Origin of the sequence: Granulicella sp. L60, assembly GCF_009765825.1 — a bacterium.
Lineage (GTDB): Bacteria > Acidobacteriota > Terriglobia > Terriglobales > Acidobacteriaceae > Edaphobacter.
Genome location: NZ_LMUR01000003.1, coordinates 78,060 through 97,737, shown reverse-complemented (window position 1 = coordinate 97,737; position 19,678 = coordinate 78,060). Strand labels below are relative to the sequence as shown.

The window sequence follows — 19,678 nt, the reverse complement described above, 5'->3', positions numbered from 1 at the left end:
CCCGCCGCCATCCCCTCTACCGCCGCCTCGCCGGCCTCACCATCGAAACCGCCGACCTCACCCCCACCCAGACCGTCGAAGCCCTCCTCCTCGGACTCCAGCAAAAATACGGCCTCGAAGAGAAACACGGCCCCACCAACACCCAAGAAGAGACCCCAGCCCTCGCAAGACTCCAGCAAACCTGACCCAATCAGCTGTCACCGGCATGACTCAAACTCCGTACTCCCTTCCCTGACTCCTTGAAGCGCACACTATCTGCATCACATAGTCAGCATTCAGGAAAACAGGAGAAGCCGCTGACCACCACGCCGCCCGACCCCACGCCCGTCGACCTCACCCCATACCAGAAGCGCACACGCGCCGAAGTTCGCGGCCACATCCTCTTCTTCTTTCTCGTCGTCCTTCTCCTCGCCCTCGCATGGACCCTCCAGAAGGAGCTGCTGATCCTCTACGTCAGCGCCCTCTTCGCCGTCGTTCTCATGCCCGCCGTCAACCGCATCCGGCAGATCCAGATCCGCCAATACCATCCCTCCCGCGGCGTCGCCATCGTCATCCTCATCGCCCTCGTCGCCGGCGTTCTCTCCCTCTTCTTCACCACCGGCCTTCCCCCCGTCCTTCGCGATCTTCGCAACTTCTCCTCCGACCTCCCCCAGCGCATACCCGACGTCGTCGCCCGCATCAAAAAACTCCCCCTCGCCGACAAGTTCGGTATCGACAACCTCGCCCAGCGCGCCGCAGGATACTTCGGAGCCACCGCCTCCTACCTCTTCACCTCGCTCCCCCTCTGGCTCTCCCACGTCTTCGATATCCTCACCGCCGCCTTCCTCTGCATCTACTTCATGCTCGAAGGCGAACACGCCTACAACTTCTTCCTCTCCCTCTTCCCCCACACGCAACGCCACCGCCTCAACAACACCCTCAAAAAAGCCGAACGCAAGATCAGCAAGTGGCTCCTCGGTCAGGGCCTCCTCATGCTCGTCCTCGGAATCGCCAGCACCATCACCTTCGGCATCCTCCACGTTCGTTACTTCCTCCTCCTCGGCTTTCTCATGGGACTTTTCAACCTCATTCCCATCGCGGGAGGCGTCATCACCATCCTTGTCGCAGCCGCTGTCGCCGCGCTCGACTCATGGACTAAGATGGCCGGTGTCATGATCTTCTACGCCATCTACGTCAACATCGAAAACGCCTTCCTCACCCCCCGCATCATGCGTTCCAGCGTCAATCTCATGGGTCTCACCGTCCTCGTGGCCCTGCTCCTCGGCACCGCCCTCGCCGGCATCGTAGGAGCCCTCGTCTCCGTGCCCACCGCCGCCCTCATCACCGTCCTGCTGGAGGAGTACGCCGTCCGCCATGACTGACTCACGGCACCCCCCCGCTCATCTAAAAACGATCCTCACTTAGCCCGCTCAGCATCATACTAAAGTTCTATTTCTACCCGGTTTTTAACCTTCTGAAATCGTTGCACCCTTGCTATCCTCTATGCCAGTGTCCGATCTGAAGTTTTCCCAACCCGCCCGACGCAATCTCCTGGCCCCGGTTCTACTGGCGTTTCTGATCCTCGGTATCGTCATGGCCTTGTTCCTGCGCTTCACTCCCCACCGCACCGCCGACGTCACCGTCCTCCACACCGCCACCTATCCCGCCCACACTGTCTTCCAGTCCGACTCCATCCTCGTCAACCACGGCCAGGCCCAGGACGACCTCTACGTCCTCACCACCCTCCACATCGAAGACAACCTCCGCCTTCCCCTCTTCCTCAAAGACTTCACCGCCACCCTCACCACCGCCGAAGGCGAACAGCTCACCACCAGCGCCATCGAGAAGAACGATCTCCCCACCCTCTACGCCGCCTTCCCCGCCCTCGTTCCCCTCGCCTCCGAACCCCTCCTCCGCGAGACCATGATCAACCCCGGCGGCTCCGTCGAAGGCATGATCCTCTTCCGCTTTCCCGTCACCCAGGACGTCTGGCTACACCGCCGCAACGCCGTCCTCAACATCGACCTCTACCATCAAGGTATGCAGACCGTCATCATCGGACGCGGAAGCGAAGCCACCCCAAAACCCGCCCCCAACAAATCCTCACAAGCCCAATAACAGAAAAAGTAGAATCGATCAGTAGAATGACCCGCCGCCGCTGGATCGCCGACACCTGCACCCCAACCACCGCAGCCCTCACCGGCGACCAGGCCCTCCACCTCGCCCGCGTCCTCCGCGCCCAACCCGGCCAGATCTTCGACGTCGTCGCCAACGGCTTCCTTCACCGAGCCGAGATCGCCTCCGTCTCCGAAGCCGAAGTCCTCTTCACCCTCCACGAAGAACTCGAGTCCGACGCCGCCCTCCCTCTCCATCTCCTCCTCGCCGTCTTCAAGTTCGATCACCTGGAGTGGGCCATCGAGAAGGCCACCGAACTCGGCATCGCCCGCATCACCCCCATCCTCGCCCGCCGCACCGAAAAGCATCTCGCCCTTGCCTCAGTCAAACGCGTAGAACGCTGGCGCCGCATCGCCCACGAAGCCTCCCAGCAGTCCCGCCGCACCGACATCCCTACCATCGCCGACCCCACCCCGATCAAACTCGCCCTCGACGCCGAACAATCCCCCACCCGCATCCTCCTCAGCGAAACCGAGCAATCCACCACCCTCACCGCCGCTCTGCAAGCCTCCACGCAAACCCAGTCAGACACCGCCCTCGCCATAGGCCCCGAAGGCGGTTGGACACCCGAAGAGATGGCTCTCTTCACCCAGCATCACTGGCAGCCCGTCACCCTCGGCCCCCGCATCCTCCGCGCCGAAACCGCAGCCATCGCCGCCATCGCCATAGCCTCCACCCACTTCCTCTAAATCAAAAAAGAGAGGCCGCCCACGAACCAAATCCGCAACACAGCCTCTCTTCCAATCTCAAACTTCAAATCCACAAAACTCTACCGAAACAGGTTGAACGTAATCCCGGCCTTCGCCACAAAGCTGTGGTTCCAGTCCCCATCATCCTGCTTCTGTCCCATGTACTCGCCCGGCACCAGTTGAAACGCCACGCTGTGCGAGATCTTATAGTCGAACCCGATCCCGCCAGTCACCACGGGATTCCAGTCCGACACATCGCTCAACTGATGCGTCGTCCGGATCATGCCGCCCTCCGCAAACGCAAACGGCGTAATCTTGCGGTGCGGAGCCAGCGTAAACCGAGGTCCCGCCGCCGCCATAAACTGGTTCGTCCCCGGATAGATCGACCGCGTATACAGCCCGGTGAACTCAGCCTGCAGCCCAACATACTTCGTAAAGTTCACCTCCGGAACCGCCGACCATCCCATCTGGCTCCGATCCGCTCCAAACAAATCCGGAGCATACCGGTACACATAGCTCGCCGTAAACGATCCCACCGGCGTATCTTTCTTCCGCCTCATAAAGACTCCCCTGCTAAAGAATCCCTGCGACGAAGAATCCACCTGCGCCGTCCCTGCAGCCGCCATCGGCGCCGGAGCCTCTGCCGCTGTCCCATCCGTAGAGCTGGAGTCAGCCGAACTCGAGATAGCTGAGCTGGAGACAGCCAGACCGGATACAGCCGAACTCGAGATCGAAGACCCCGCATCCGAAGCAGAAGCACCGGCATGTCCAAGATCCTGGGAGTAGAGCGCAGCAGGAAATGCGAGAAGGGCGATAAAGCACGATTTATACATAGTTCTCCTGTCGCCGCCCAAGGCGACAGATTCCTGTAAACCTTGAAGCAGCGTTACTTAGCGAAGTTTTGCTCTACTCAAGTAGATGCTGCTCGCACCCCTCGCGACGGTGGAAATGTCACCTTTTCGTAACAGAAAATTCATCGCCTCGAAACTCGCCATTCCGAGCCCAAAAACAAAAGTGCCCAAGCCGAAGCCCGGGCACCTCGCACAACGCTTGCACAACAAAAAAATTCTAGCTGAAGATCTCCTTCACCTTCTCAAACAACCCACGCGACGTCGGCGTATTCTCCACCACCATCGTATCGCTCAGCTGCTTTAGTAACTCTTTCTGTTGCTTATTCAACTTGCTCGGCGTCCGCACCCGAATCTCAACGATCAGGTCGCCCTTCCCATGCGAGTTCAGATGCGGCACGCCCTTGCTCTTCAGCTTGAACTCCTTGCCGCTCTGCGTCCCCTCCGGCACCTTGATCGTCGCCGGACCCTCCAGCGTCTGAATCTCCAACTCCGTTCCCAGCGCCGCCTGCGGAAACGAGATCGGCATCACGCAGTGCAGATCATCTCCATCGCGCTCGAAGAACCGATGCGACTTCACATTCAGCACCACGTACAGATCGCCCGCCGGCCCGGCAAACTTCCCAGCCTCGCCCTCGCCCTGGTACCGAATTCGCGTATCCTGCTCCACGCCCGCCGGCACCTTCACCAGGATGCTGTGCTCTCGCGTCACCCGCGTCTCGCCCTTGCACGCCATACACGGGTCCACAATCAGCGTCCCCGTCCCGCCGCACACCGAGCAGGTCTTCGCCACAGAGAAGAACCCCTGCTGAAATCTCTGCTGCCCCCGTCCGCCGCACTGCGTACACGTCACCGGAGCCTTACCCTTCGCCGCGCCCGTGCCCGTGCAATCCGTGCACATCTCCATACGGCGAATCGTAATCTCCTTCTCTTTACCGAAGACCGCCTCTTCAAACTCCAGCGTCAGGTCATACCGCAGATCGCGCCCACGCTGCACACGCGAAGCCTTGCGTCCGCCACCGCCACCCATGTTGAACATCTCGCCGAACAGATCGCCGAAGATATCTCCCAGGTCCTGCGCATTGCCGCTGAAGCCCCCGCCCGTAAACGGATTGCCGCCACCGCCGCCGTTGCCCTGGAACGCCGCATGCCCATACCGGTCATAAGCCGCCCGCTTCTCCGGATCGCTCAGCACCTGGTACGCCTCGCTGCACTCCTTGAACTTCTCCTCCGCCCCAGGATCGTCCGGATTCCGGTCCGGATGAAACTGCATCGCCAGCTTCCGATAGGAGGTCTTCAACTCCTGATCGTTGGCATCCCGGGAGACACTCAATACTTCGTAGTAATCCAGTTTCGTCACGTTTGCCGTCGCCATATCCTAAAAATCTCTCTCTAATCTAGTGCCAAACCGCCCAAATCCTACCCATCTTTCGGCAGTCGCCCATCTTTTATCGTTGCAGTCGCCCATCTTTTATCGTTGCTGTTGCTTGTCTTTTATCTATCGCTGTTGCTCTTGCCTATTTGTTACCGCTGCTGTTGCTTGTCTTTTTGTCGTCGTTGTTGCTTTTTGTTTGTCATCCCCGTGGGGGATCTGCGTTTGCATTGCAGTCGCTTCTGCTGTTGCCAGCCCCTTTGTCTGTCATCCCGCAGGGATCTGTTTCTTCCTTTGTCTCTAGGGTAGCCCAAGGCTTCAGCCTTGGATCTCTCCGCCGGATCGAGAAGAAGGGGGCTTTAGCCCCTGGGGTAAGCCCTTCTTTCCCAAACCAACCTAATCCGAAACCTGTCCAGCATTCGCCGCAATCCTAACCAGCGCCGGACGCAGCAGCTTCTCGCGGATCTTGTATCCCCGACGAATCTCCTCCAGCACCTGATGATCCGGAAACTCCTTAGTTTCGATGCTCCCCAGTGCCTCGTGGATGCGAGGGTCGAACTGTGCCCCCACCGTCTCCACCGCCTGCACGTTCAATCCCTTCAGCGCATCTTCCATCTGCTTCAGAATCAGTTCCACGCCGCCCCGAAGCTGCTCAGCCGTACCATCCGCCTTCAACGCCAACTGAAAGTTATCCATCACGCCCAGAAACGGCTCCACGGTATTCGAGATCGTATAGTCCCGAGCGTCCGCCCGTTCCTTCACCTCACGCTTCCGCGCATTGTCGAACTCCGCCTGCAGCCGCGCCAGCCGATCCAGCAACTGGTCCCGCTCGCCCTTCAACTGATCCAGCTCTGCCTGCACGCGGCTCACCTCATGGATCGGCTCCGTAGCCGAATCCGCAACCATCTCCGGCTCCAATATTTCCTGTCCGGTCATCTCATCCTGCATCTTGTCTTTACTCCCCATCGTGGTATTCCCTCTTCTATTGTTGCCCATCCCGGCCCATCGCGCGAACTGCTCTCTGCTGTTCATCCCGAAATCCCTCATCCGCCCTACGCGAAGATATCGTTGTGATGCTGTGTTCCAGGTTTTGGCTACGAGGTACCCCAAGGCTTTAGCCTTAAGTCTCTCCGTCTCGCCAAAGAATGGGGCTTTAGCCCCTAGGGTATGCCTTCCTTCAACGAACGCAAGAATAAACCCTTAAAACATGGCGTACTCTTTTGCTCTGCCATACCACCTGCGAACGAAACACCTTCACCACGCAAACCACCACAAACTCACCAGCAAAAAACCACGCCCGCAACCCAATCTTCTCAAAACCCCAGCAAAAAGCACCCTCCACCAGCGCCCGAAAAAACCGCAAAAAATCACTCCCCTGGAGGATGAAGCATCCGGTCAAACACCTGCGCGATATACCCCACCGCGTTCATCGTATTCTCGTAGTGCATCCGCTTCGGCCCAATCACCCCCACCGTCCCCCGGCTCTCGCCCCCCATCCTCGCCGGCGCCGCAATTAACACCATCCCCGCCATCTCCGGCGCATGCTCCTCCAGATCGAACACCACCCTCACACTCTCCTGCCGCGAATCGATATACGCGTTCAGCAGTTCCACCAGCCGCTCCTTCGCCTCCATCGCCACTAGCAGCTCCCGCAGCCTCGTCCTATCTTCCTGACTCCCAACGAGATTCGCCACTCCCTCCACATACACCGTCTGCGCCCGCGCCTCATCCCCCGGCACCGCCCGCACCCAAAGCTCCTGCGCCGAGTTCACCAGCAACCGATACTCGCTCAGCTCCCGCTCCACCAACCGCGCCAGCTCCGCCCGCACCCGCTCCACACTCCAGCCACGAAAGTTCTCATTCAAAAAGTTCGCAGCCGCCTCTAACTCCCGCGCCGTCACATCTTTATCCAGCACCAGCACGCGATCCCGCACCATCCCGCTCCGCGTCACCACCACCGCCAGCACCCGAGCCTGCGTCAGCCGCGAGAAGTGAACATGCTCCAACATGTCGCCCTCCGCAGCCGCCACAATCGCCACTCCCACGCCGCTCGAGAGCGTAGCCAACACGTGCGAGGTCCGCTCCAGCACCGCCTGCGTCCCCGCAAGTCCAACAAAATTCGAATCAATCTGCATCCGCGACCGCGCCGGCAACCGCGACCCATCGATCCGCCGATTCACCCCGCCGCTCAACTGCTCCACATACATCCGAAACGCTCGCGCCGTCGGCACCCGCCCCGCCGAAGTATGCGGCTGCTCCAGCAGCCCTGCATCGGCCAGCTCCGCCATCTCGTTCCGCACCGTAGCCGAGCTAAATCCAGTCCCGTCAGCCCCTTGCAGCCGAGCGATCGTACCCGACCCAACCGGCTCCCCGGTCTCGATATAGCTCTCCACAATGGCCGTCAGAATAGCTCTCTGCCGCGCCGTCACTCGCTCCGCATCCGCCATTCGCCCCTCCACCCACAAGCTTACGCCACCCGTCAAGCCACGCTAATTCCGACCAACGGGAGGACCACCCGACGGGACACAAAAGTCACGAAGTGACCTCCCGCCGAGCAGGCGGCCCGTCCGGCAGGACATCGCCTCTAAGAGATCTCCAGCACATCCTCACTCTTATCCGCAATCTCCTTCGCCTTCGCCGCCACCTTAGCCGCAACCTCATAAAAGCTCCTCGCCAACTTGGACTCCGGTCCCGCCAGCGCCACCGGCAGCCCCTTATCCCCTCCCTCGCGAATCTGCGGATCCAGCTCCACCGCTCCCAGAAACTCCAGCCCAAACTGCGCCGCCGTCCGCTCCGTCCCGCCAGCGCCAAACACGTCGATCACCTGCCCATCCGGCAGCGTCATCTGCGACATATTCTCCACCATGCCGATCACCTCCACCTTCACCTGGTGGAACATCTCCAGCGCCTTCCGCGCATCCTGCAGCGCCACGCCCGACCCCGTCGAGACCACCACCGCCCCGGTCAGCGGCACCGTCTGCACCAGCGAGATCACCACATCGCCCGTCCCCGGCGGCAGATCGACGATCAGGTAATCCAACTCTCCCCAATCCACCTGCTGCAGAAACTGACGAATAATCTGATGCAACATCGGCCCGCGCATCACCATCGGCTTATCCCCCGGCGAGATCAAACCCACCGAGATAAACTTCACCCCATGCGACAGAATCGGTTCAATCCGGTTCTCCCCCACGATGTTCGGCTGACGCGAAACCCCAAGCATCATCGGCACATTCGGCCCATAGATATCCGCATCGATCAATCCAACGCGATACCCCAGCCTCCCCAGCGCAACCGCCAGGTTCACCGCCACTGTCGTCTTCCCGACCCCGCCCTTACCGCTGCCAACCGCCACTACATGCGCCACTCCCGGCAACGGCTGCGGCCCTTGAGGTGCTCCTGCTCCCATATGTCCCATAACCATCTCCTAAAAAACCAACTACCTTACGTTGTCGTTCTCAAGCTATCTCTTCGAATCGCAAAAACTTCGCAATCCATCAATCCCTACACATGCCAGCCCGCACCCAGCGACGTCCGCATATCACGCTTCCTCTGCGTCTCTCCCGCCCGCATCTCGCGCCTCCGCCCAGCATCTTCGTACCGCCGCTTCTGATGCTCCGTCTCCGGCACCACCTGCGGCACCACCAGCCGATTCCCCTCGCGATCCACCGCCACAAACGTCAGATAAGCCGAAGAGACATGCCGCAACTTCTGCTCCCGCACATCCTCCACCATCACCCGAACCCCAACCTCCATACTCGTCCGGAAAGCTCGATTCACGCTCGCCTTCAGAATCAGCAGCTCCCCCACCCGCACCGGAGCCACAAAATCCAGATGGTCCATACTCGCCGTCACCGTAAACGCCCGCGCATGACGACTCGCCGCCATCGCCCCCACCAGATCGATGTACTGCATCAACCGCCCGCCAAACAAGGTTCCCAGCGCATTTGAGTCCGCCGGCAGCACAATCTCGCTCCGCTCCGACTGCGACTCCGCCACCGTCCGCGTCACAACTTCTTCGCTCATACCTACAAGTCTAAATCCCCACGATTCCGGGCACCCCACCTCACGCAGCTTTAGCACGCAAGATAAACATTCTCGGAGCGAGCCGCTCCCCCAAACTTGCAATCCTTCCCCCTTCAGCCGACCATCAACCTATGGATAAGATCGCCGCCCTCTCCGAGATCCTCACCGCCGACCCCACCAACGCCTTCGCCCGCTACGGCCTCGCTATGGAACACATCAGCCAGGGCAACCCCGACACCGCGCTCACCGAGTTCTCCGCCCTCCTCCAGCACAACCCCGACTACGTCCCCGCCTACCAGATGTCCGCCCAGACCCTCGCCAAACTCGGCCGCGCCGGCGAAGCCCTCGACCGTCTCCACCACGGCATCGCCGCCGCCAACCGCACCGGCAACCAGCACGCCCTCGCCGAGATGGAAGCCCTCCGCGACGATCTCTCCTAGCTCACTTAAATAACAAAAAACGGTGTCAACCTGAGCGACACCTCTCGCAGCATCACCGCGAGAGGTGTAGTCGAAGGACCTGCGTTTGTCTTTGCTTTTCTGTTGTCATTCCCGAAGGGAATCTGTGTTTACCGCTATCCTAGCTGTTGCCTGTTCTTCATGGTTGTCACTCCGCAGCGAAGCAAAGGAATCTGCTTTCTGGCCCCGCACACGCCATCTGCCATCGCCAGACTCACCTGGAAGTCCTGATTTTCACGCTCCATCAAACTCCTTGCGTATCAACCCGAACCTTTCATCCCCGCCAAACATCTATACTTGAACCATGGCGACTTCCCTCCCGACCACTCTGGGCGCGCTCCGCGCCAGCGAATACACCCCTTCCCGCCTCGCCCGCAGTGTCAAAGACGAGCTCCGCGAAAATCTCATCGCCAAACTCCGTGCGTCCGCGAAGTCCAAGGCCCCGCTCTTCCCCGGCATCGTCGGCTACGAGGACACCGTCGTCCCCCAGATCGTCAACGCCGTCCTCTCAAGACACAACTTCATCCTCCTCGGCCTCCGCGGCCAGGCGAAGTCCCGCATCCTCCGCTCCCTCACCACCCTGCTCGACCCGCACTGCCCCTACATTGCCGGCTCCGAGATCCGCGACAACCCCTACGCCCCTATCTCCAAGTTCAGCCGCGACCTCATCGCCAAGATGGGCGACGAAACCCCCATCGCCTGGCTCACCCCCAACGACCGCTTCGTAGAAAAACTAGCCACCCCCGACGTCACCGTAGCCGACCTCGTCGGCGACATCGACCCCATCAAGGCCGCCCGCAGCAACCAGGACCTCAGCAGCGAACTCACCATGCACTACGGCCTTCTCCCCCGCGCCAACCGCGGCATCTTCGCCATCAACGAAGTCCCCGACCTCGCCGGAAAGATCCAGGTAGCCCTCTTCAACATCATGCAGGAGGGCGACGTTCAGATTAAAGGCTATCCCGTCCGCCTGCCCCTCGACGTAGCCATCGTCTTCAGCGCAAATCCCGAGGACTACACCGCCCGCGGCAAGATCGTCACCCCGCTAAAAGACCGCATCGGCAGCGAGATCCGCACCCACTATCCCGAAGACGTCGAAGAGGGCATCGCCATCACCGCGCAGGAGGCCTGGTCCACCCGACCCTCCTCCAACATCGAGATCCCCCACTACATCCGCCAGATCGTCGAGCAGATCGCCTTCTCCGCACGCGAAGACAAAAAGGTCGACAAGCGCAGCGGCGTCTCCCAGCGCCTTCCCATCAGCACCATGGAGCTCGTCATCTCCAACGCCGAGCGTCGCGCCCTCCTCCACGGTGAAACCCTCGTCATCCCCCGCGTAGGCGACATCTACACCGCCCTTCCCGGCATCAGCGGCAAGATCGAACTCGAGTACGAAGGCGAGATGCGCGGCGCCGACACCGTCATCCGCGAGATCATCCGCGCCGCCGTCGCCACCGTCTTCGACAAGTACTTCGCCGCCACTAACACCCAGCAGATCGAGCAGTGGTTCAACCTCGGAGGCACCGTCCAGCTCAACGACGCCCAGCCCTCCCTCGGCTCGCTCGAAGAACTCAAACAGATCCAGGGCCTCATCGAAAAGCTCTCACCCTTGGAGATCAACGCAAAGTCCAAACCCGAGACCGCCGTCAGCGCCGCCGAGTTCCTCCTCGAAGGCATGTACGCCCACAAACGCCTCAGCCGCACCGAAGAGCGCGCCTTCACCGCCGCCGAAAAGAAACAGCGCAACAACGACGCCGCCAACTACGCCGAAAAGATGCGCGAACGCGAGATCGAACGCGACGAATCCGCCCGCAACCGCACCCGCCGCGGCTTCAACTAGAACCGCGCATCCACGGCCCATGACAACGAAGGGCGCGCCTCCGGAAAGAATCTCATGCTCCTAGCCTCCACCCTCGCGCTTCTCGCTCTCACCACAACAGCGGCGAAGCCGCGCCCCCACATCCCCGCCCAGCAGCTCACCGACATCGCCACCATCCTCGCCCACGACGAAGGCTGGCCCCTCGGCAACCCCGACTACACCCTCGATCCCATGAAGCCCGACACCGACGACGGCTTCGACTCCATCGGCGTCTACAAAAAAGCTCACCTCGTCCGCATGTACTCCATCGACCGCACCACCGGCGAGATCGTCGACTTCATGCGCGGCTGCCAGGTCTTCCGCTACGACAACATCAAAGCTTTCCAGTCCAAAATAAAGGAAAGCTCACACGCAGCCACCCCCACCGACAAGCAGCTCGCAAACAAAGCCGGCTGCCCGAACCTCACCGTGGTCAACACCCACTGGGTCCACTAGGTCCAATCCATGAAGCGCATCCGCTATACCAAATTCACCGGCGACCTCGCCTCCTCCTTCGGCCTTGAAGACCTCATGCAGGCCCTGTCCGACTTCCTCCTCGACTCCGGCTTCAACGACCCCATGTCCCGCTTCCAGGAGTTCGACGGCGACCAGACCATGGAGAACCTCCGCGAAGCCATCAAGCAAGCCCTCGAGTCCGGCGATCTCTTCGACGAAGAAGCCCAGGAAAAATACGAAGCCCTCTCCGAAGACCAGGTCGAAGAACTCATCGACCAAATCATCGAGAAGATGCAGGAGCAAAACTTCATCAACGCCGAGCAGCCCGAGCAAGGCCAGGGCGAACAAGGCGACGGCAACGGCGAAGCTCGCTTCGAGGTCACCGACAAGGGCATGGACTTCCTCGGCTACAAGGCCCTCCGCGAGCTCCTCGGCCCCCTCGGAAAATCCAACCTCGGCCGCCACGACACCCGCCACGAAGCCGCCGGTGTCGAGACCAACGGCTCCTCCAAGCTCTACGAGTTCGGCGACACCCTCAACCTCGACATCACCGCCACCCTCTCCTCCGTCTTCGCCCGCGAAGGCCTCGCCACCGCCATCGAAGGCGAAGAGCACGCCCCCCTCAACATCTTCCACTCCGACATCCACGTCCACCAGTCCGACTACCAATCCTCCTGCGCCACCGTCGTCCTGCTCGACTGCTCCCACTCCATGATCCTCTACGGCGAAGACCGCTTCACCCCCGCCAAGCGCGTCGCCATGGCCCTCGCCCACCTCATCCGCACCCAGTTCCCCGGCGACACCCTCAACCTCGTCCTCTTCCACGACACCGCCGAAGAGATCCCCGTCTCCCAGCTCTCCCGCGTCAAAGTCGGCCCGCACTACACCAACACCCGCGAAGGCCTCCGCATGGCCCAGCGCATCCTCGCCCGCCAGAATAAAGACATGAAGCAGATCGTCATGATCACCGACGGCAAGCCCTCTGCCCTCACCCTCCCCGACGGCCGCATCTACAAGAACGCCTTCGGCCTCGATCCCCTCGTCATCTCCGAGACCCTCGAAGAGGTCAGCCGCTGCAAGCGCGCCAACATCATGATCAACACCTTCATGCTCGCCAGCGACTTCTCCCTCGTCCAGTTCGTGCAACAAGTCTCTGCCATGTGCCGCGGCAAAGCCTACTTCACCACCCCTGAAAACCTCGGCAACTATCTCCTCATGGACTTCATGTCCCGCCGCATGAAAACCGTTCATTAGAATCGAGCGGACCTTCCACCCATCGCTAAGCATCAATGAAAACCGTTCACTAGAGGTCTTCATTGCTGTCGAGATTAGAAAATTGTCGTCATTCTGAGCGAAGCGAAGAACCCCTATATTTCTCGAACCGCCTAGCTCTACAAATAAAGAAAGCGACTTATTCTCGACCGCACAGCTACGCATAATGAAAGCGCTGCATCAATAAAAAACTGTCCACGCACGAACACGCATTCTCAATTCCGGACAGCCTCCTGCCCACCCGCAAACCCAACCACCTGAAACCAAAACACTTCCCCCTAGAAACTTTGGCTAAAAAAGTGCTCTCTCCCTAGCGCCCATCGTCTATGCAAGAGAGAGGAACACCCATGCAGGCGCTGCTTCAGGATCTACGCTTCAGCATCCGCACCCTGCGCAAGTCACCTGGCTTCGCGCTCACCGCCATCCTTACGCTCGCCCTCGGAATCGCCTCCGTCACCGCCGTCTTCAGCGTCGTAAACTCCGTCCTGCTCAAACCCTTCGACTTCCCCGAATCAAATCGCCTCGTCGTCCTGCGCGAGACAACCCGCGAACACAACTACGCGCCCTTCCCCGACAACTACAAGCACTACCTCAACTGGAGATCCAACGCCAACACCCTCGCCGACTCCGCCATCTTCAACAACAGAACCTTCAGCGTCTCCTCCGGCACCGACCACCCCGAGATCATAGGCGGCCTCAACATATCGCCCGACTTCTTCTCCGTCCTCGGCGTCACCCCCATCCTCGGCCGCAGCTTTCTCCCCGACGAAGCAACCGAAGGACACGATAACGTAGCCATCATCACCTGGAGCGCCTGGCAGCGATACTTCGCCGGCGACCCCAACGTCATCGGCCGCACCCTCGCAGTCGGTGGAACTCCGCAGACCGTCGTCGGCGTCCTGCCCAAGACATTCAGCTTTCCCCACATGAACGAGCTGCCCACCGCCGTCTCCCAGCGCGACGCTCCTTCCTACGAGATCTTTCAACCCCTCGTGCCTTCACCAAGCTTCATGAACGATACCGGCGGATACGACTTCATCGTCATCGCCCGTCTCAAGCCGGACGTCTCGCTCGCTCAGGTAGAGAGCGAACTCGGCGGTCTGCAACAGGCCTTCGCGCGCAACGCCCACCTCTCTATACATCCATGGATCGTCGTCGAATCGCTCAAGCAGGAGGTCGCAGGCCGCATCAGCACAGCCCTCTGGCTCCTGCTCGCCGCGGTAGGCGCGGTGCTTCTCATCGGCTGCGTCAACCTCGCAAATCTTCAACTGGCACGCTCCGTCGCACGCGAACGGGAGATCGCCGTTCGAGCCGCGCTCGGTGCAAGCCGTAAGCGGCTCGTACGCGCCGCATGGATGGACAGCCTCGTCCTCGCCGTCATCGGAGGAGCACTCGGCATCCTGCTCTCCTTCACCGGCGTGCGGCTCATCGTCGCCGCAGCTCCATCCAGCCTTCCCCGCCTCAACGAGACCCACGTAAGCCTGCCCATCCTATTGGTCGCCGCTGGCCTGTCCATCCTTACCGCCATGCTCTCCGGAGCACTCCCTGCCCTGCGTTCCATGCGTGTCGATCCCCAATCCGCCATGCAGGCCAACTCCAACCGCGCCGCCAACTCCCGGCAAGGCCTCCACACCCGCAACCTGCTCGTCGCTGGAGAGGTCGCCTGCACCGTCGTCCTGCTCATCGTCACCGGCCTGCTCATGCGCAGCTTCTCCCACCTCCTCACCCAGCAGCGCGCCTTCGACTCCCGCCACACTACCCTCGCCCAGGTAGACCTCTACGCCCCGCAGTACGGCGACAAGCTCCCCCACTCCGACACCGTACGAGCCGCCTTCATCGACCGCGCCCTCGCCAGCCTCGGCCAGCTTCCCGGCGTCACCTCCGTCGCCATGACCAGCGAGATGCCGCTCGCCGGCGAGACCTGGATCGACGGCATCCTCAGGCCCGACCATCCCCTCCCCAAGAATCAGGAACCAAGCGCCAACGTGCGCTGGGTCAGCCCCAGCTACATCGACACCCTCAAGATCCCCCTCGTCGCCGGCCGAAACCTTCAGGCCTCCGATCGCGATCACACCACCAACGCCCTCATCTCGCAACAGACCGCTCGCGCCATATGGCCCGATGAAGACCCACTCGGCAAGACCTTCACCACCGGCGACGTAGAGACGTTCACCGTCGTCGGTGTCGTCGCCGACGCACGCATCAACGACCTCAAGAAGACCGCGAACATGATCTATCTGCCCTACTGGCAGAACCCCTGGTGGCGCGCCTACTTCCTCGTCCGCAGCCCTGCGCCCACCTCCGCGCTCGCCGACTCCATCCGCCGCGAGATCTGGAAGATCGATCCGCAGGTCGCACTCCCTGTCCTCAAATCGCTCGACGATCAGGTCAACGACTCGGTTGCGACCGAACGCTTCCAGACCATGCTTCTCGCCGGCTTCGGCCTCGCCGCGCTCCTGCTCGCCCTGCTGGGCATCTACGGTGTACTCGCCTACTCAGTCTCGCTGCGGGAGCAGGAGTTCGGCATTCGCATCGCCCTCGGCTCCGGCAAAGCCACCCTCATGCGTCTGGTCACGCGCCAGGCAGCAGTACCGGTCGTAGCCGGAATCTTCGTCGGACTCGCCCTCGCCCTCGTGGTCACCCGCTGGGTCCGCACCCTCCTCTACGAGACCAGAACAGCCGACCCCATCGCCATCGCCACCAGCATCGCGGCCATCCTCGCCGTCGCCCTCCTCGCCGCCCTCCTACCCGCCTGGCGCGCAGCCTCCGTCGATCCAATCAAAGCCCTGAAGACGGAGTGATACCAGGATCGCCGCAATCCTCGCCAAAACCCTCCTTTGCCTTCCTTTTGTTTTGCCCTTTGATTAATCTTTTTGATTTGCCTTTTCGTTTTGCCTTTCGTTTGTCATCCCCGCAGGGACCTGCGGTTGTTCTTGCTGTTGCCTTTGCCGTTGCCTGTCTTTTTGTTTGTCATCCCGTAGGGATCTGCGGTTGCCTTTGCCTGTTCTTTCATCCAACCGGACAGCCCAACTTTGGGGAGCGGTTTCAGCCGCTGGAGGTCTAGTGCTTTTGCTTTTGAGATAGCCCAAGGCTTTAGCCTTCGGTTTAAGTCTCGCAAAAAATGGGGGCTTCAGCCCCTGAGACATGCCTTCCTACCTGCCGCCAAAAAACTCGTAGCATGGCACAAACTGTCGTCACGCTGAGCGTAGCCAAAAACCCCTGTATTGTTGTCTTTATTTTTGCTCCACACCAACTGCGAAACAGCCATGCCGGTCCACCACCCGCCAACCGCCCTTCCACCCAAAACCTGTCAAGCCCCAAACTAGCGAAACCCCGCGCCAATCCAGCAGAATCACGTTGCGTAGTAGTTATCCCCAATCCTTTATCCTTGAGATAGTGGAAAAATAATCAAACACACAGACACATGGCATTCGAGGGGAGCAACAAAACATCCCATCCCGTTTGTTATGAAATATTTACCCGCAACCCATTTGTTTGCAAATATTTACAGTCACCATTTTTCACATCTCACTACAAATAAACAACTTAGCTATAGGTACCCCCAGGGGAGGGGTACCCACACCAAAGACAGCTACTTCGGAAGCTCTGACGTACCGCTCACAACGAACCTCGCATCCTGCACAGCACCTGGCCCTCCAGGCTGTGTGCCACCCAGCGAGACAACATAGTCCCCCGGCAGGATCACCCGATTCCCTTTAGCATCGACCTGCCCCAAAGTTCGCGGATCGATCGTAAGACCAACATGCGTCGACTGTCCCGGCGCAAGGTGTACCCGCGTGAATGCCGCCAGCACGCGAAGCGGGGTCTCGAATCCCCTCGGCTGCGTCAGGTAGAGTTCAACCACCTCATCGCCCGCAACCTTACCCGTATTCTTCACCTCGCCCTCCACCAGAACCGGCTGCCCTGCCGTCACCTTCGCGCTCGGCACCTTGATTCCGCTGTACGAAAAGCTGGTGTAACTCAAGCCGAACCCGAAGCCATAAAGAGGCTTGCCGGGGAAGTAGCGATACGTGCGCCCTTGCATGGAATAGCTCTCAAACGCCGGCACCTGATCGAGCGACGCATAGAACGTCAGAGGAAGCCGTCCTGCAGGATTGTTGTCTCCAGCCAGCGTCTCGGCGATAGCTGTGCCGCCCTCCTCGCCGGGATACCACGCCTCCAGAATCCCGTTCGCATGCTCCTGCGCCCAGTTCACTGCCAACGCACTGCCGTTCTGCAAAACCACAACCAGCGGCTTGCCCGTCGCGCTCAGCGCCTTCAACAGATCCTCCTGCACAGCAGGTAGATTGATCGACGTGCGATCGCCGCCGCTGAAGCCATCGAGCTTCACAGGCATCTCCTCGCCCTCAAGCGAAGGAGAGAGCCCAACGAAAGCCACGGTCACATCAGACTGCTTCGCTGCCTCGACAGCCTGATCGCGCAGAGCACTCGCCGGAGCCTCCCAGGTCAGATCGATCCCAGCGCTTCCGCTGTGATGGAAGTACTCAATCCGGATCGGATGCGGCGCAGTGTCGTTGAAGTGAACCGAGCTCTGCACGATGCCGCCCCGCTCACCGGTCTTTCCCTGCCCGTTTTCGAGCAGCAGCTTGCCGTCAACGTAGAGCTTGAGACCCTCAGCGTTCTCGCACGCATAGCAGTAGTTCACGCGTACGCCCAGCTTGTAGTTCCCGGAAGCCGGCGGCACAACCACTCCGGTCCAGCGCACAGAGTAGTCGTCGCGCTGCAGACCGCTCACAGGCACAACCTTGTCCCAGTTGAAGTTGATGTTCCGGTCGAGACGTGTGAGCACAGGCTTACCAGTCAGATCCTTGGAGCTGAAGTACTCGCCCGTAAGCCCATCGCCCTTGCCGTTCGCCGGATGAAGTGCAGTATGCTCAATCGGCATCGCGAACCCGTCAACGAGCGTCGATCCCTGAGCATAGGTGACTCGCGCTCCGGAGAATCGCTTCTCGATACCTGCAAGCGGATACACCGGCGACGGAGGTGGACCGTTGTAATTTCCCTGAAGCGCCTGCACATACTCCGCTGTCGGACCCACAACAGCGATCCTTCCAATCCCGGACTTCAGCGGAAGCATGTTGTTCTCATTCTTAAGCAGAACAATCGACTCCCGCGCAGCTTGCAGCGAGAGTTTGCGGTGCTCGACCGAGTTGTCTTCGCTAAACGGAATGCGACCATACGCAAAGCTCGCCGGCGGATCGAACATCCCCAGACGAAACCGTGCACGGAACAGGCGTCGCAGCGCAGTATCGAGCTCCGCCTGAGTGATCAGGTTCTGCTGCACCGCCTCGACCAAAGCCGGAAACGCCTGTCCTGCCGCAAAGCCGCACTCGAGATCGGTTCCCGCCTTTACCGCAGCCGCTGCGGCGTGCGCCATGTCAGCAGAGTAACGATGGCCTGTATTGATATCCGCAACGGCCGCGCAGTCGCTGACGACATACCCATCGAAGTGCCAGTCATCGCGCAGATGATCGCGCAGCAGCATCGTGTTCGCGCAGGCAGGAGCTCCATCGATAGAGTTGTAGGCACACATCACAGATTGCGCACGCGCCTCTGTCACTGCGGCACGGAAGGCCGGCAGATACGTATCCTCCAGATCGTGCGGAGTCACATCGACGTTGAACTGATGCCGCAGCGACTCCGGCCCGCTATGCACTGCGAAGTGCTTAGGAGTAGAGATCACTCGAAAGTACTTCGAATCGTCGCCCTGCATACCGGTAACGAAAGCCACGCCCATCCGGCTGGTGAGAAAGGGATCTTCTCCATAGGTCTCCTGGCCGCGCCCCCATCGTGGATCGCGAAAGATATTGACGTTCGGCGCCCAAAAGGTAAGCCCGAAGAACATCTCGTGGTCGTTCTCCCGCATGGCCTCGTTGTATTTGGCGCGCGCTTCGGTCGAGATCGTCTGCCCCATGTGGTGAACCAGATTCGTATCCCACGTGGCGGCCATTCCGATCACCTGGGGAAAGTTGGTCGCGTTCCCCGCGAAGGCCACCCCATGCAGACCTTCGTTCCACCAATCGTACTTCGGAACATCAAGACGCGGAATGGCAGGAGCGTGATCGCGCATCTGCGAGACTTTTTCCTCCAGAGTCATGCGGCCTATCAAATCATCGACCCGCTGATCGGTGGGAAGCGAGGGATTCATATAGGGAAGGACATCAGACTTTTGCTGCTGGCCACGCAGATGCATCGGCAGGAGCAAAAAGACAGCGAAGAAGGCGGGGAAAAGGATTCGAGTAGGAATGCGCAGCATTACAGAGTCAGCTCCTGATAGGCATCGGATTCGCAGCGGCCCCATTATATGGGCTGGTGCAAGATCCAGCGCATTTTCAGCATGACGACTTCAGCAGTCGACATCCAGGAATCGTTTAGTCTAAACAGTGGGATAGCTCTCCTCAGGAAGAACAGCAGAACCAAGCCTCGATGAACGATCAACCATTTGCTGAACACTGCTTGTCGAGAGTATCGACGCCAGATGTCCAGTATCCAGGATGACTGAAAACCTGCAACAAGGCCCTTGC

The 19,678-nt window shown here is 60.3% G+C and carries 15 protein-coding genes and 1 pseudogene; 9 read left to right on the top strand and 7 right to left on the bottom strand.

From position 1 onward, the window contains the following. From GSQ82_RS24635 to GSQ82_RS01110, 4 genes and pseudogenes are all read left to right on the top strand, one after another. Positions 1-185 (top strand): annotated as a pseudogene (locus GSQ82_RS24635) (hypothetical protein); the annotation flags it as partial. Positions 186-239: 54 nt separating this feature from the next. Next, on the top strand, positions 240-1,361 hold the full coding sequence (locus GSQ82_RS01120; RefSeq protein WP_254061334.1) for an AI-2E family transporter: 1,122 nt from the start codon (positions 240-242) through the stop codon (positions 1,359-1,361). Between the two features lie 121 nt (positions 1,362-1,482). Further along, on the top strand, positions 1,483-2,097 hold the full coding sequence (locus GSQ82_RS01115) for a hypothetical protein (protein ID WP_158790183.1): 615 nt from the start codon (positions 1,483-1,485) through the stop codon (positions 2,095-2,097). A gap of 26 nt (positions 2,098-2,123) precedes the next feature. Further along, positions 2,124-2,843, top strand: coding sequence for a 16S rRNA (uracil(1498)-N(3))-methyltransferase (locus tag GSQ82_RS01110; RefSeq protein ID WP_158790182.1), 720 nt, complete (start codon positions 2,124-2,126; stop codon positions 2,841-2,843). Positions 2,844-2,923: 80 nt separating this feature from the next. On the opposite strand, the gene GSQ82_RS01105 is transcribed toward GSQ82_RS01110, so the two are convergent. From GSQ82_RS01105 to GSQ82_RS01080, 6 genes are all read right to left on the bottom strand, one after another. Further along, positions 2,924-3,676, bottom strand: a complete 753-nt coding sequence (locus tag GSQ82_RS01105; protein WP_158790181.1) for a hypothetical protein — start codon at positions 3,674-3,676, stop codon at positions 2,924-2,926. Positions 3,677-3,911: 235 nt separating this feature from the next. Then, the gene (gene dnaJ / locus GSQ82_RS01100; protein ID WP_371417150.1) at positions 3,912-5,051 is read right to left on the bottom strand and encodes a molecular chaperone DnaJ; all 1,140 of its coding nucleotides are present in this window, start codon (positions 5,049-5,051) and stop codon (positions 3,912-3,914) included. A gap of 408 nt (positions 5,052-5,459) precedes the next feature. Next, complete coding sequence (locus tag GSQ82_RS01095; RefSeq protein ID WP_158790404.1) at positions 5,460-6,029, bottom strand: nucleotide exchange factor GrpE; 570 nt, start codon at positions 6,027-6,029, stop codon at positions 5,460-5,462. 401 nt (positions 6,030-6,430) lie between these two features. Continuing rightward, positions 6,431-7,510, bottom strand: a complete 1,080-nt coding sequence (gene hrcA / locus GSQ82_RS01090) for a heat-inducible transcriptional repressor HrcA (RefSeq protein WP_158790179.1) — start codon at positions 7,508-7,510, stop codon at positions 6,431-6,433. Between the two features lie 137 nt (positions 7,511-7,647). Next, entirely contained in the window at positions 7,648-8,481 is an 834-nt protein-coding gene (locus GSQ82_RS01085) for an Mrp/NBP35 family ATP-binding protein (RefSeq protein ID WP_158790178.1), read from the bottom strand. A gap of 86 nt (positions 8,482-8,567) precedes the next feature. Next, complete coding sequence (locus GSQ82_RS01080; protein WP_158790177.1) at positions 8,568-9,089, bottom strand: acyl-CoA thioesterase; 522 nt, start codon at positions 9,087-9,089, stop codon at positions 8,568-8,570. A gap of 131 nt (positions 9,090-9,220) precedes the next feature. Here GSQ82_RS01080 and GSQ82_RS01075 point away from each other — a divergent pair, with 131 nt between their 5' ends. The 5 genes from GSQ82_RS01075 to GSQ82_RS01055 all read left to right on the top strand — a co-directional run bounded on the left by GSQ82_RS01075 (position 9,221) and on the right by GSQ82_RS01055 (position 15,934). After that, on the top strand, positions 9,221-9,529 hold the full coding sequence (locus GSQ82_RS01075; protein WP_158790176.1) for a lipopolysaccharide assembly protein LapB: 309 nt from the start codon (positions 9,221-9,223) through the stop codon (positions 9,527-9,529). A 322-nt stretch (positions 9,530-9,851) separates the two neighbouring features. Beyond that, a complete protein-coding gene (locus tag GSQ82_RS01070; protein WP_158790175.1) occupies positions 9,852-11,387 on the top strand; it encodes a sigma 54-interacting transcriptional regulator in 1,536 nt (511 codons plus the stop codon). Positions 11,388-11,441: 54 nt separating this feature from the next. Continuing rightward, positions 11,442-11,861 (top strand): hypothetical protein, encoded by a 420-nt coding sequence (locus GSQ82_RS01065; protein WP_158790174.1) that lies wholly within the window; start codon positions 11,442-11,444, stop codon positions 11,859-11,861. A 9-nt stretch (positions 11,862-11,870) separates the two neighbouring features. Continuing rightward, complete coding sequence (locus tag GSQ82_RS01060) at positions 11,871-13,115, top strand: VWA domain-containing protein (protein WP_158790173.1); 1,245 nt, start codon at positions 11,871-11,873, stop codon at positions 13,113-13,115. 365 nt (positions 13,116-13,480) lie between these two features. Beyond that, the gene (locus GSQ82_RS01055) at positions 13,481-15,934 is read left to right on the top strand and encodes an ABC transporter permease (protein WP_158790172.1); all 2,454 of its coding nucleotides are present in this window, start codon (positions 13,481-13,483) and stop codon (positions 15,932-15,934) included. A gap of 791 nt (positions 15,935-16,725) precedes the next feature. On the opposite strand, the gene GSQ82_RS01050 is transcribed toward GSQ82_RS01055, so the two are convergent. Further along, a complete protein-coding gene (locus tag GSQ82_RS01050; protein WP_158790171.1) occupies positions 16,726-19,410 on the bottom strand; it encodes a glycoside hydrolase family 3 protein in 2,685 nt (894 codons plus the stop codon). Positions 19,411-19,678: the final 268 nt, after the last annotated feature.

What these genes read in the sequence shown, in the direction of transcription:
- GSQ82_RS01065 (WP_158790174.1), top strand. Translation starts at nt 11,442, where the DNA reads ATGCTCCTAGCCTCCACCCTCGCGCTTCTCGCTCTCACCACAACAGCG.
- hrcA (WP_158790179.1), bottom strand. Translation starts at nt 7,510, where the DNA reads ATGGCGGATGCGGAGCGAGTGACGGCGCGGCAGAGAGCTATTCTGACG.
- GSQ82_RS01060 (WP_158790173.1), top strand. Translation starts at nt 11,871, where the DNA reads ATGAAGCGCATCCGCTATACCAAATTCACCGGCGACCTCGCCTCCTCC.
- GSQ82_RS01110 (WP_158790182.1), top strand. Translation starts at nt 2,124, where the DNA reads ATGACCCGCCGCCGCTGGATCGCCGACACCTGCACCCCAACCACCGCA.
- GSQ82_RS01050 (WP_158790171.1), bottom strand. Translation starts at nt 19,410, where the DNA reads ATGCTGCGCATTCCTACTCGAATCCTTTTCCCCGCCTTCTTCGCTGTC.
- GSQ82_RS01105 (WP_158790181.1), bottom strand. Translation starts at nt 3,676, where the DNA reads ATGTATAAATCGTGCTTTATCGCCCTTCTCGCATTTCCTGCTGCGCTC.
- GSQ82_RS01075 (WP_158790176.1), top strand. Translation starts at nt 9,221, where the DNA reads ATGGATAAGATCGCCGCCCTCTCCGAGATCCTCACCGCCGACCCCACC.
- GSQ82_RS01070 (WP_158790175.1), top strand. Translation starts at nt 9,852, where the DNA reads ATGGCGACTTCCCTCCCGACCACTCTGGGCGCGCTCCGCGCCAGCGAA.
- GSQ82_RS01115 (WP_158790183.1), top strand. Translation starts at nt 1,483, where the DNA reads ATGCCAGTGTCCGATCTGAAGTTTTCCCAACCCGCCCGACGCAATCTC.
- GSQ82_RS01055 (WP_158790172.1), top strand. Translation starts at nt 13,481, where the DNA reads ATGCAGGCGCTGCTTCAGGATCTACGCTTCAGCATCCGCACCCTGCGC.
- GSQ82_RS01085 (WP_158790178.1), bottom strand. Translation starts at nt 8,481, where the DNA reads ATGGGACATATGGGAGCAGGAGCACCTCAAGGGCCGCAGCCGTTGCCG.
- GSQ82_RS01095 (WP_158790404.1), bottom strand. Translation starts at nt 6,029, where the DNA reads ATGGGGAGTAAAGACAAGATGCAGGATGAGATGACCGGACAGGAAATA.
- GSQ82_RS01080 (WP_158790177.1), bottom strand. Translation starts at nt 9,089, where the DNA reads ATGAGCGAAGAAGTTGTGACGCGGACGGTGGCGGAGTCGCAGTCGGAG.